The sequence below is a fragment of the Collimonas sp. OK607 genome (genome assembly GCF_900111995.1).
Lineage (GTDB): Bacteria > Pseudomonadota > Gammaproteobacteria > Burkholderiales > Burkholderiaceae_D > Collimonas.
In genome coordinates, this window is the sequence record NZ_FOKF01000004.1 from 50,034 (window position 1) to 63,136 (window position 13,103).

At 58.7% G+C, this 13,103-nt stretch carries 10 protein-coding genes; 9 read left to right on the top strand and 1 reads right to left on the bottom strand.

The genetic code is table 11. The features are described 5' to 3' along the window. The first annotated feature begins 2 nt into the window (after positions 1-2). The 6 genes from BM029_RS04495 to BM029_RS04520 all read left to right on the top strand — a co-directional run bounded on the left by BM029_RS04495 (position 3) and on the right by BM029_RS04520 (position 6,147). On the top strand, positions 3-1,061 hold the full coding sequence (locus BM029_RS04495) for a ferredoxin--NADP reductase (protein WP_092433030.1): 1,059 nt from the start codon (positions 3-5) through the stop codon (positions 1,059-1,061). Positions 1,062-1,071: 10 nt separating this feature from the next. Beyond that, positions 1,072-2,739 carry a FadD3 family acyl-CoA ligase gene (locus BM029_RS04500; protein WP_170850985.1) on the top strand — a complete coding sequence of 556 codons (1,668 nt, stop codon included), beginning with the start codon at positions 1,072-1,074 and terminating at the stop codon, positions 2,737-2,739. Between the two features lie 150 nt (positions 2,740-2,889). Continuing rightward, positions 2,890-3,624: an SDR family NAD(P)-dependent oxidoreductase gene (locus BM029_RS04505; RefSeq protein WP_092433032.1), complete on the top strand. Its 735-nt coding sequence runs from the start codon at positions 2,890-2,892 to the stop codon at positions 3,622-3,624. Positions 3,625-3,634: 10 nt separating this feature from the next. Beyond that, the gene (locus BM029_RS04510; RefSeq protein ID WP_092433034.1) at positions 3,635-4,402 is read left to right on the top strand and encodes an SDR family NAD(P)-dependent oxidoreductase; all 768 of its coding nucleotides are present in this window, start codon (positions 3,635-3,637) and stop codon (positions 4,400-4,402) included. A 33-nt stretch (positions 4,403-4,435) separates the two neighbouring features. Further along, complete coding sequence (locus BM029_RS04515) at positions 4,436-5,065, top strand: nuclear transport factor 2 family protein (protein ID WP_092433253.1); 630 nt, start codon at positions 4,436-4,438, stop codon at positions 5,063-5,065. A gap of 2 nt (positions 5,066-5,067) precedes the next feature. Continuing rightward, complete coding sequence (locus BM029_RS04520; protein ID WP_092433036.1) at positions 5,068-6,147, top strand: alkene reductase; 1,080 nt, start codon at positions 5,068-5,070, stop codon at positions 6,145-6,147. Positions 6,148-6,192: 45 nt separating this feature from the next. Here BM029_RS04520 and BM029_RS04525 read toward each other — a convergent pair whose 3' ends face one another. Beyond that, positions 6,193-7,338 (bottom strand): formylglycine-generating enzyme family protein, encoded by a 1,146-nt coding sequence (locus BM029_RS04525; RefSeq protein ID WP_092433255.1) that lies wholly within the window; start codon positions 7,336-7,338, stop codon positions 6,193-6,195. A gap of 196 nt (positions 7,339-7,534) precedes the next feature. Here BM029_RS04525 and BM029_RS04530 point away from each other — a divergent pair, with 196 nt between their 5' ends. The 3 genes from BM029_RS04530 (at position 7,535) to BM029_RS04540 (ending at position 13,080) form a co-directional block, all read left to right on the top strand. After that, positions 7,535-9,919, top strand: a complete 2,385-nt coding sequence (locus BM029_RS04530; protein ID WP_092433038.1) for an arylsulfatase — start codon at positions 7,535-7,537, stop codon at positions 9,917-9,919. 58 nt (positions 9,920-9,977) lie between these two features. Next, entirely contained in the window at positions 9,978-11,420 is a 1,443-nt protein-coding gene (locus BM029_RS04535) for a DUF1254 domain-containing protein (RefSeq protein WP_244544905.1), read from the top strand. Between the two features lie 277 nt (positions 11,421-11,697). Then, positions 11,698-13,080, top strand: a complete 1,383-nt coding sequence (locus BM029_RS04540; RefSeq protein WP_092433040.1) for a DUF1329 domain-containing protein — start codon at positions 11,698-11,700, stop codon at positions 13,078-13,080. Positions 13,081-13,103: the final 23 nt, after the last annotated feature.

The following is a 13,103-nucleotide window of genomic DNA, read 5'->3' on the forward strand; positions in this document are numbered from 1 at the left end:
TCATGTCTGCCGACGCATATCATGCTCTCGCCGTACGTGCGGTAATCGATGAAACCCATGATGCAAAATCACTGGTTTTCGACGTTCCCGAACAACTTGCGGCACAGTTTCACTACCGGCCAGGACAGTTCCTGACGCTGCGTATTCGTGGCGACGGCCGGCGTGCGCGCCGTTGCTATTCTATGTCCAGCACTCCCGGTTGCGACGATGCCTTGCGCGTGACCATCAAACGGGTTGCCGGCGGCCTCGGTTCGAACTGGCTATGCGACAGCATCCGCGCCGGCGATACGGTGGAAGTGTTGCCGCCGTCAGGCGTTTTTACGCCGCATAGCCTGGATCAGGATTTCCTGCTGTTGGCGGGCGGTAGCGGGATCACACCGGTATTTTCGATTTTGCGTGCGGCACTGGCCCGCGGCAATGCCCGGGTGTGCCTGGTATATGCCAACCGCGATGAGCGCTCGATCATCTTCCGGGAGACGCTGAATGACCTGGCGCGCGCGCATCCGGAACGTTTGCAGATCATCCACTGGCTTGATTCGGTGCAAGGTGTGCCAACTCACGCCCAGTTGGCGCAGCTGGCCATGCCATGGCGCCATGCGCAAGCCTTCATTTGCGGCCCGGGCCCGTTCATGGATGCCGCGGTAGCGGCACTGGAGCAAGGCGGGCTGGAGCGCGAGCAGATTCATGTGGAGCGCTTCATGTCGTTACCGGATGAGGTCGATGGCACGCTCCCGGCAGAGCCCGGCTCAGCCAGCCCTGCGGACAGTGCTGCAGACCACACCGGCACGGTGGAACTCGAAGTGCTGCTGGACGGCGCCATGCACACGATTTCCTGCGGTAGTAATGAAACCATGCTCGACGCTGTCCTGCGCGCAGGCATCCAGGCGCCGCATTCCTGCCGTGCCGGGATGTGCGCGTCCTGCATGTGCCAGGTGGTGGAAGGTGCGGTCGATTTACGTCATAACGATGTGCTGGATGAAAGGGACCTGGCCAAGGCCTGGACTCTTTCCTGCCAGGCGGTTCCGCTGGGTAAGCGCGTACGTATCAAATTTCCGGAGTGAGAGAGTGAATATGAAGCAGAAGTATCTTGTCGAGCCTGACGCGTCCGTGTCGCCGAATTCACCAAACGCCTTGCCGATGACCTTGCCGCAACTGTTGCGAGACGCTGCTGGCAGGTATTCGACGCAGCCGGCGATTGTAGACGGCGCTGTCACCCTGAGCTACGGCGGCCTGATGCAGGCTGCGGAAGAGGCCGCACGGGCGCTGCTTGCACTGGGTGTAGGCGAAGGCGACCGAGTGGCGATCTGGGCGCCGAACATGCTCGAATGGATCGTGGCGGCCTGCGCCACGCATTGCGCCGGCGCGGTCATGGTGCCGATCAACACCCGGATGAAAGGCGATGAAGCTGCCGATATCCTGGAGCGCAGCGAGGCTAAGGTGCTGTTTTGCATCGGCGATTTTCTGGGGCAATATTATCCATCCCTGCTTGATGCTGTACGCCCGGCGACATTGCAGCATATCGTCGTCATAGGCACCGGCCAGGTTCGCGCAGAACGGAACGAAATAAGTTTGCGGGATTTTCAGGCGCTGGCGTCCCGGGTGCCAGTGGCACGCGTGCAGGAGCGTGAAGCCGCGTTGCATGAAAACAGTGTCGCCGACCTGATGTTTACCTCTGGCACGACCGGTCGTCCCAAAGGTGTGGTGGCAGCGCACGGCGCCATGATCCGCGCTTTCAGCGAATGGTCGAAAGTGACTGGACTGACCGCTGGCGACCGTTATCTGATCATTAATCCATTTTTCCATACATTCGGCTACAAAGCCGGCTGGGTTGCAGCATTTATTCAGGGTGCAACTGTTTACCCGCATCAGGTGTTCGATGCCGATGTCGTCCTGCAACGCATCGCCACGGATCGCATCAGCTTTTTACCCGGACCGCCGGCTTTGTTCCTCAGCATGCTGGCGCATCCCGAACTGAAGCAATTTGATCTCGCTTCGCTCAGAGTGGCTTGCACCGGTGCCGCCACGGTGCCGCCGATACTGATTACGCGCATGCGCGAAGAACTGGGTTTCGATGTCGTTACCACTGCGTACGGCCTGACCGAATGCGGTGGCTGCGCAACCTTGTGCGATCCGACGGATAGCGTGGAGACCATCGCCGGCACCTGCGGCAAGGCCTTGCCCGGGACCGAGGTGCGTTGCGCCGACGAGCAAGGCAAGACCGTGCCGACAGGCCAACCGGGCGAGGTTTTGTTGCGGGGATATCACGTGATGCAGGGCTATTTCAACGATGAAGAAGCCACCAGGGAAACCATAGACAGCGATGGCTGGCTGCACACCGGCGATATCGGCGTGATGGACGAGCGCGGGTATTTGCGCATTACCGACCGCCTGAAAGACATGTTTATCGTCGGCGGCTTCAATTGCTACCCGGCTGAAGTGGAACGCATCCTTGCTGCCCACCCGGCGATTGCCCAGGTTGCCGTAGTGGGGGTGCCGGACGAGCGTATGGGCGAGGTTGGTTGCGCCTGCGTGATTCCAAGGTCGGGAATGACGGTTTCGGCCGACGACCTGCGCGCATGGTCACGCGAACGCATGGCGAATTACAAGGTGCCGCGCTACGTACTGAGCGTTGACGTATTTCCTGTCAATGCTTCAAATAAAGTGTTGAAACGACAATTGGCGGAGACCGCTGCGCTGCGCGTTTCTGAAGCGCAGCAACCATCCGGCGCGCCTGGCTGAGGCCGGTTGGCGATATCCGTACCGTCGTTAGTCTTATCGGACGATGGTAAGCGCGCGGCACCTCGCTACTCTATGTCATCACCCTGGCGTTGCCATTGCGACGCCAGAAGATCAACATGAAATCGCACCATGACATCGGGAAAGCCAATTATGAAACTTGTCGGAAAAGTAGCTGTGGTCACTGGCGCAGGCCAGGGCATGGGGCGCGCCATCGCCCGCCTGTTTGCCCAGGAGGGCGCCATCGTGATCGGTGTCGACCTGAAGCGGGAAAGCGTGGAAGAGACGTTTTCGGGAATCGATGAAAAATGCCTGGCGCGCAGCCTAGATGTAACGAATAGCGAAGACGTGAAGTGCCTGTTCGACGAGGCGGTCCTGAAATACGGACGTGTCGATGTTGTCGTCAACAGCGCCGGTATCGGCTCGGTAGACGCACTGGTGGACACGTCGGATGAGAGCTGGGCACGCGTGACCGGCGTCAACCTGACCGGCACGTTTTATTGTCTGCGGGAAGCGGTGCGCAGCATGAAGGCGACTACGACTCCCGGTTCTGTCATCAATATCTCCAGCACCGCGGCGCTGACCGGCGAAGGGCCGGCGCACTATTGTGCTTCCAAGGCGGCAGTGATGGGACTGACACGCAGCGCGGCGCGCGAGGTGGCTGCGCTCGGCATCCGTATCAACACGATTGTTCCAGGCCCGACAAATACTCCGATGATGAAAGGTATTCCCGATGAATGGACCGAAGCCATCATCAAGGGTGTGCCGATGGGGCGCATGGCGATGCCGGAAGAAATCGCCAGCGTCGCGCTGTTCCTGGCATGCGGCGACAGTTCGTTCGTGACCGGCCAGAACATCGCCGTCAACGGCGGCATGGCATTCATTTAAGGAGGCGGCGATGACTACGCGATTGAAGGGCAAGGTTGCATTCATTTCCGGCGGCGGCACCGGTATCGGCGCGGCTACCGCACTGCGGTTTGCGGAAGAAGGCGCGATCGTGGTGTTGTGCGGACGCCGCAGCGAGCCGCTCGAACAAGTGGTGGCGCAGATTATCGGCAACGGCGGCCGCGCGGAGGCAGTCCAGGCGGATGTCAGCAACGAGGCGCAGTACAGCGGCGCGATTGAAGCTGCAGCGCAGCGCCATGGCAAGCTGGACATCCTGGTCAACAATGCGATGGCTTACACCTGGGGCGGCATCACCGAGACATCGACGGAACAATGGCATGCCAATTTCGCGACATCGGTGGACGGCACTTTTTGGGGAACCCGCGCAGCGATGAAGTTGATGCAGAAAAATGGCGGTTCCATCATCAACCTGTCGTCGATTTGCGGCACGCTCGGCACGCCGGGAATGGCTGGCTATTCGGCAGCGAAGGCGGCGATCATCAATTTTTCACGCGCCGCCGCGGCAGAAGGCGCCGCGCACGGTATTCGCGTCAATTCGGTGATTCCAGCCGTGGTTGAAACACCGGCAACGGCGGGCATGCTGTCCGACGATGCTACGCGTAAAGGTACCGAAAAATTAATCCCGATGGGACGCGTGGGTCAGCCGGAAGAACTGGCCAACGCCATCCTGTTCCTGGCCAGCGATGAAGCGTCGTATATCACCGGTGCGGCGCTGCCTGTGGACGGCGGCCGTTCCGCTGTGCTGGTCACTGCGCTGTAGCGGTAATGGAATGCAATGTAAATGGACGTAAACATGAATCTTGAAACACTGGCAGCGCGCCTGGATCGCCTGGAATCCATTGATGAAATCCGGCAGCTGGCAGCGAAATATTCCCTGTCGCTGGACATGCGCGACATGGATGCACACGTCAACCTGTTCGCGGCGGACGTACGCGTCGGCAAGGACAAGGTAGGGCGTGCGCATTTCAAGGCATGGCAGACCGATACGCTGCGCGAGCAATTCACCGGCACATCACATCACCTCGGGCAGCACATCATTGAGTTCAAGGATGCCGATCACGCCACCGGCGTCGTATATTCGAAGAACGAGCATGAGTGCGGCGGCGAGTGGGTAATCATGCAAATGCTGTACTGGGACGATTACGAACGGATCGACGGTCGCTGGAATTTTCGCCGCCGCCTGCCTTGCTACTGGTACGCAACCGATCTTAACAAGCCGCCGATCGGCGACTTGAAAATGCGTTGGCCGGGGCGTGCGCCTTACCCCGGCACGTTCCAGGATTTATTTCCTTCCTGGAAGGAATTCTGGGCTGAGCGCCCGGACAAGGACAGTTTGCCGGAAGTCGCAGCGCCGGCCCCATTGGAAAAGTTTCTGGATACCATGCGGCGCGGCACGTCAGCGCCGAAGATCCGGGTGAGGTAAGCATGTCTGCATTGAAATCTCTGTTTGTACCGGCGCGCTTCGGCGAACTGAAACTGGCTAACCGTATCGTGATGGCGCCGATGACGCGCAACCGCGCGCTGCCTGACGGCACGCCGAGCGACATCATGGCACAGTACTATTCGGATCGCAGCGATGCCGGCCTGATCGTCGCCGAGGGTACCTGGACCAGTGCGGTCGGCCAGGCATATTGCCGTCAGCCGGGAATTGCCACGGTGGCGCATATCGCAGGCTGGCGCAAGGTGACGGATGCCGTGCATGCGCGCGGCGGCTTGATCGTATTGCAAATCATGCATGGCGGCCGCATCGGCAGCCGGCATATCAAGCCGGAAGGCGTCGATACCGTGGCGCCGTCGGCGATCCGCGCGGCGGGGGAGGTATTTACCGACAACGCCGGCATGCAATGCTACGACGAGCCACGCGCATTGACCACCGAAGAAGTGCGTGCCGTAGTGCAGGAGCATGCGAAGGCAGCGCTCAATGCCCGCGCCGCCGGCTTCGATGGCGTCGAACTGCACTGCACCAGCGGCTACCTGCCGATGCAGTTCCTCAGTTCCGGCAGCAATCAGCGTACCGATGAGTATGGCGGCGATGCCAGTTCCCGCGCGCGCTTTCCCCGTGAATGCCTGCAGGCGATGGCTGAGGTGATCGGGGTTGGCCGGGTCGGTTTGCGTGTCAATCCGGGCAATACCTATAACGATACCAGTGATGAAGATTCGGCCGCCACGCATGCTGAACTGATGCGCCAGGTATCGTCTCTGGGGTTAGCCTATCTGCACGTGATGCGGGCGCCGCTTGCCGAGATTGATGCATTCAAGCTGGCGCGTGAGAATTTCGACGGCAACCTGATTATCAACGACGGCTTCGGCGACGTCAGCGCGGCGCAGGCCTTGCATGACCGTACCGGTGATGCGGTATCGTTCGCGCGCCATTTCATTGGCAATCCTGATCTGGTGCATAGAATGCGACGCGGCATTCCGCTCGCGCGCTTTGACCGCAAGACACTGTATACCGCCGGTGCAGCGGGCTACAGCGACTATCCTTTGAGTGCGCTGGCAAAATGAGATAGGCGAGACAGGCGCGTCGGCTACCCTGACGGGTAGCCGACGCTATTTGCTATTTCCGCCGTCTGCATCCGCCACAAGACGGAAGCCCAGGTGGGACATGCTCGTATAAGGATCGGTGCCGCGCCTGGCGCTTGGGCGATAGCTCAGGCAATAGTCTTCGTTGCACAAGAATGATCCGCCACGCGTTACGTGCTTGGGAGCGTTGGCCGGAGTACCCGGATCGGATGAGTCGAAACTGTCGGCCGGGCCGGGCGGGTCGGTCGGCTCTCCCGCTTTTGCTTCCATCGCAAAAGCATCCTCGCGATACCAGTCAGCCACCCATTGCCAGGCGTTGCCGGTCATATCGGAAAGGCCGTAGCCGTTGGGCGGGAACGTGCCGACGGGGCTGGTGCCGAGTGCGCCACCCGCTTTCGGATTGACCACGGGAAAAGCTTGCTGTTGTTGGCCTTGCCATACATTGGCCATCTGCTTGCCATCCGGCGCAAAATCGTTGCCCCAGGCGTAAGTCGCTTGCTCAAGTCCGCCACGTGCTGCGAACTCCCATTCGGCTTCGGTCGGCAGCCGCTTGCCGGCCCATTTGGCATAAGCCTGCGCGTCTTCATAAGACACTTGCACCACCGGGTGATCATCCTTGCCGTCGATACTGCTGCCCGGCCCGTTCGGATGGCGCCAGTCGGCGCCGGGCGTAAAGCGCCACCACCGGGCGTAGTCATCCAGGGATACCGGGCGGTCTGTGCCGGCGAACACCATGCCGCCGGCTACCAGCATGTCGGCGGACGGCCGTGGTGTGCCGGGCGGTAACTGCACTTTCAGGGTTTCCCAGTCAGGCTTCTTCTCGGCCGTCGTGACGTAGCCGGTGGCCTCCGCAAATTTGCGGAATTGCGCATTGGTGACGTGATGCTGATCCATCCAGAAGCCGTGGACCCGTATTTTGTGTGCGGGCCGTTCGTTGGGTTGCGCGAGCTTGCTGTCGCTGCCCATCAGGAATTCGCCGGCCGGCACCCACATCGTGCCCTTGGGGCCGATGACCCCATCACCGGCGACGATGCGAGGCGCCTCCGGCGCATACGTCTTTCCGGACTCGCGGGACGAACCAATACCGACACCGATAACCAAGGCGGTTGTGACGATTGCGGCTGCAATCGCGAATTTTCTCCTGCCAGAGAATCGGTCGACCGTACTTTTCATGTTGTCCATACCTGTCTGGAGGATTGTGATCTCATGATTTTGGTATGTCCAGGATACCGTCGCATCGTCTTGGCGGACGATAGAGCAGGATCGGGATCACCCGTTTGGACGATGTCCTGTGTGCCTTGAAATGCAATGCTGAATAAAAAATCAGGTGGAAAACAGTGTGGTTTTTCGCCAATAAAGGAGACTGCGGATGAAACGACGTTTGATGCTGACCACTTTGGCAGCGGGAATTCTGGAACTGGCCATACTTGCAGCGCCCGCGCACGCAGAGGGGCAGCAGAATCAGGGATTGCCGGAAACCGGTCTTGTCCTGCCCATGCCAGCACCAAAATCGACTGCAGTAATTGGCCGTACCTTTAAAGATTCGGTACCGCCCAAGATTCAAATCACGCGGCCCCCGGCAGGTGCTCCCAATGTGGTGGTGGTACTGCTTGATGACGTCGGTTTCGGCGCAGCGGGCACCTTTGGCGGATTGATTCCTACGCCGACACTCGACCAGCTGGCGCACCAGGGTCTTCGCTACAATCGTTTCCATACCACCGCGATGTGCTCTCCTTCGCGGGCGTCACTGCTCACCGGGCGTAATCCGCATGCGGTCGGCTCGGGTGTGGTGGGTGAGCTCAGTACCAGCTACGACGGCTATGTCGGGATGATACCGAAGAGTGCCGCCACGCTCGCCGAGGTCTTGCGTCAACATGGATACAGCACCTCGGCATGGGGCAAGTGGCATAACACGCCGATATGGGAAACCTCGGCGACCGGGCCTTTCGACCATTGGCCGACCGGAGAGGGCTTCGAGAAATTCTACGGCTTTCTCGGTGGTGCGATGGATCAGTACGAACCCGATCTATACGACAACACTACACCGGTACGGCGTCCAGCCAAACCTGGCTACCATCTCACCGAAGATCTAGCGGACCATGCCATCGCCTGGATGCAGTTGCAAAAATCGGTATCTCCGGACAAGCCTTTCCTTGTGTATTTTGCGCCGGGAGGAACCCACTCGCCATTGCAGGTGCCCAAGCCCTGGATCGAACGTTTCAAAGGACAGTTCGATCAAGGCTGGGATGAAGTCCGCAAGCAAATCTTTGCACGCCAGAAGCAACTGGGCGTGATTCCTGCCGATGCAGTCCTGACGCCGCGTCCCAAGGAATTGCCGGCGTGGGATAGCCAGACTGCGGATCAAAAGAAAATCTCGGCGCGGCTGATGGAAACCTATGCCGGATTCCTTGCGCATACCGATGCCCAGGTCGGACGCCTGGTCGAGACATTGCAGCAGATGAGGCAATTCGATAACACCTTGTTCATTTATGTGGTGGGCGATAACGGCGCAAGCGGCGAGGGCGGCTTGCACGGGCACTTCAACGAAACTGACGGCTTCAACGGCGTGCCGGAAGATCCTGCAGCGATCGTCAAGCGATTGGATGAAATCGGCGGCCCCGGCTCGTACTCTCACTATCCTGCAGGCTGGGCCTGGGCCATGGATACGCCGTTCCAGTGGATGAAGCAGGTGGCGTCGCATTTTGGCGGTACCCGCAACCCGATGGTCGTCACCTGGCCGAAGTACATACGCGAGCCAGGTGGATTGCGGTCGCAGTTTTCGAATATCAGCGACCTGATGCCGACGATTCTAGAGGCCGCCCATATACCGGCGCCAGCGATGGTGAACGGCGTCGTCCAGCAGCCGGTCGACGGCCACAGCTTGCTGTACAGCCTGAATGACAGCAAGGCCGCCAGCCGGGACCGGGTCCAGTATTTCGAGATGCTCGGCAATCGCGGCATGTATCGCGATGGCTGGATGGCTTCGACCACGCCAAGCCGGATGCCATGGAACATCCTGGGATGGGGCCCTAGCGCACTGGGCAAGGAGAAATGGGAGCTCTATCACGTAGATAAGGATTTCACCCAGGCGCATGATCTGGCAACGCAGAATCCCGAAAAACTGCAGGAACTGCAGAATCTGTTTTGGACCGAGGCTGAAAAAAATAAAGTCTTGCCGCTGGATGACCGTTTTATCGAACGCCTGTCGCTGACCAATGACGCCGGCCAGTCCGTGCGTCCGAGTCTGACTGCCGGCCGCAGCAGCTTTGCTTATTACCAGGGGGCGGTTTCGATTAATGAAGTTAATGCGCCGAACATAAAGAATCGTTCGTATGCCATTACCGTGAATGTCGACATTCCCAAGGCGGGCGCGGAAGGTGTGCTGGTAGCTGAAGGCAGTGCAACCACCGGGTGGTCGTTGTATGTGAATAAGGATGGCGCGCCGGCATACACCTACGTGTTCGACAATAAGCGCACCACCATTACCGGGCCTCAACGCCTGCAGGCGGGCAAAGGGGCGATTCGTTTCGAATTCAGTTACGACGGCGGAGGGCGCGGCAAGGGCGGCGCCGGCAAGCTTTTGGTTGACGGCCAGGCGGTTGGCGAGGCGCGGATCGACAGGACCGTTCCCAATACTTTTTCCTTTAATGAGACGTTCGACGTGGGTACCGATACCAAGTCACCCGTTGGCGACTATCCGCGGGACTATACGTTCAACGGGAAGATCGACAAAGTTGCTATCGACTTGAAATGAAAGCACGCTCTGGTGCGCTGTTACAGCGTTCTTTCCAAACCATTATCGAGGAATAGAAATGGGTTCTTGTATTTTGTTTCGATGGAGGCAGTTGAACCATGTCGTGATGATGGCGTTGGCGCGGTTGAAGACGATATCTTGCCACCGCGCCGCACCGGCCTTGCTCATGACTTGGTCCAGCCTGGCGGGTGCGCAGGCGGTGCCGGCCAGCAATGACGGCCTGGATGCAGAGATTCGTGCCGCATTTTTGTATTCCTATCCGTATCACGAGTTCATGAGGTTGCGATACATCGCAATGCATGACAGTACTGCGCCGACCTACACGACGTTGAATGCTTTCCGGCATGCACGTCAGCTTGCAACTCCGGATGACCACTGGGCCAACGGTCCGATCACCGACACCCTGTATTCCACCGCGTGGCTCGATGTGCGCAGGTCGCCGGTGGTCCTGTCGTTACCCGATACGGCGGATCGCTATTACGTCATTGCGCTGATTGGCGCCGACCTGAATACTTTCGAGTATCTTGGCCGACGCAAGACCGGTACCAAGGCGCGCACGGTTGCCGTCGTCGCCCCCGACTGGCATGCTCAGATTCCGCCGGCAGACCAGGTGATTCGGGCGAACAGCCCCGACGTTTATCTGAATATGCGGGTGCTGGTCGATGGTCCTGACGACCTTGCGCATGCGCATGCCGTACAAGATGGATTTCACATTCGTCCGGTGAACTCGGCGGTAGCAGTCGGTGAAACGAAAATGGTCCCCACGGACGGCGACGCCGCAAGCTTTGTTGATGTCGTCAACGAGGCCTTGCAGCGCGACCCGCCGTCATCCGGGGATGCCAGGTTGATCGAACGCTTCAAAGCGGTCGGCGTGTGCGGCGCGGACTGTTCCTGGGAGAAGCTGACGCCGCAGGTGCAGGCGCGCTGGCGTGAGTTGATGCCGGGCCTGGTCGCGCAGCTTAAGTCGGCGCTGAATGCCGATAAGCATACGATACCGCGCAGGAATGGTTGGATGAGCTTTCGCTTGCCCCACAGTTTCGGTGACGACTACCGCATTCGTGCCTCATCTGCAGCGATGTCTGGAGGAGTCCTCGGTGTTGAAGCCGCCGAAGCAACTTATTTTGCCGCGAATGTCGATGGCGCCGGGAAGGCGCTGGGGAACGGGCAGCACTACCGGCTTCGCCTGCCGCAGGGCGGGCTGCCGGCAAAAGCTTTCTGGTCGATCAGCCTGTACGAATTTGTGCCAGGTGGTCAATATCTGGTGCGTAACCCGATTAATCGCTATTCGATCGGCGATCGCACTGGTGACCTCCGGCACAATAGCGACGGCAGCCTTGATATCTGGATACAGCCGAACGATCCCGGCCCGGAAAAGCGTGCGAATTGGCTGCCGAGTCCGGAGAACAATAATTTTTACCTGATGGCGCGGGTCTACCAGCCGAAACCTGAAGTACTTGACCCAGGCTGGATACCTGAACCGGTCGAAGAAACCGGGCCTTGAAGCAGATGTTGCTTTACCACGACAGGAATCCGTTGTCCCGGCGTTCTTGCGTGCGTGCAATCTTGTATTGACGCAGCGTTAGGTACGGGGAAAATAAGATTAATATTTTTAAGCATTGTGTGTCGGATAGTTCAATCAGACGATGAGAGAAGATCGATGTCAACCAAAAATAGAAGCGTCGATATTGGTTTTCGCTTACACGGTTTGTATGCGCTACGACGTTTGAACGGCTTCATGTTTTTACCGACCCATTTTGTAGGTTAAGAAGGAGACAATGATGAAAAAGATAATATCCTGGACCCCAGTAGCTGTCGCGGCTGTGACTTTGTTGTTTGCGGCAGAAGCATCGGCCAAGGTAGCTACGGCCGACGCGGACAAGCTTGGCAAGGAACTGACTTGTATCGGCGCAGAGAAAGCCGGCAACAAGGACGGCACGATTCCAGAGTACACGGGAAAATGGCTGGGCACGCCGCCGGGCGTCAGCTACAAACCGAACGTCGGCGAGCACCCTGTCGATCCGTATGCTAATGAAAAGCCCTTGTTCACCATCACTGCCGAAAACATGGCGAAGTACGCCGCCAATTTGTCAGACGGTCAGAAGGCAATGTTTGCCAAGTATCCGAAAACCTATCGCATGCCTGTGTATCCGGGACACCGTGATTTCCGTTACGACGACCAGGTGTGCCAGATCGCAGAAAAGAATGCACGCGACGCCGAATTGACTGATAACGGCATGGGCATAAAGGCGCTGGCAGGCGCGATTCCATTCCCGATTCCAAAGAATGGCGATGAAGCATTGATGAATCTGACCTACCCGCATCGCGCATGGACCGAGGAAATCACCCGTGAAATCGGCAACGTAAAACCGGACGGCAGCATTTCATGGGGCCGCGCCAATAACCTCAGCCTGAACATGACCGGCGATCCCTCTCTGATGGGGAAACCGTACGGACCCGTACAGGCCTACAACCGCAGTCTGACATTGTTCCCGGAACGCGACAAAGGATCGGTTAGCGTGACTGCAGAACCGGTCGATTTCGCCAAAGGAAAACGCCTGGCATGGAGTTACGATCCGGGCACACGGCGCGTGCGTCAATTGCCGGAATTCGGTTTCGATCAGCCGTTAGGCGGCACTAGCGGCAAAATGACCATCGACCAGGATCGCCTGTTCAACGGCTCGCCGGAACGCTATACCTTCAAATTGCTGGGCAAGCGCGAACTCTATATTCCTGCCGACACATATCGTCTCAACGGCGGCCAGGTGAAGTATGCCGACCTGCTCAAGCCAGGTCATATCAATCCTGACTACGCCCGTTACGAGTTGCGTCGCGTGTGGATACTGGAAGCGACCTTGAAAGACGGTTATCGCCATGTCTACGGCAAACGCGTGCTGGCGCTTGACGAGGACAACTGGCAGGCAGTCATGTCCGATTACTACGACACCCGTGGAAAATTGTGGCAGTACGCAGAGATCCACCAATATTACGCGTTCGACATGAAAGCCTGGGAAGCCGGCTCAAGTTTCTATTACGACTTGAATTCAGGCGGTTACATTGCCTACAACATGACCCAGCAAATGAAGGACGGACCGATCCTGAACCGCGCAGGGATCACGCCGGCGATGTTTACTCCGGACGCCGCGCGCGCCATTGGCAACTAATTACAACTAAAATCGGGGAGAAC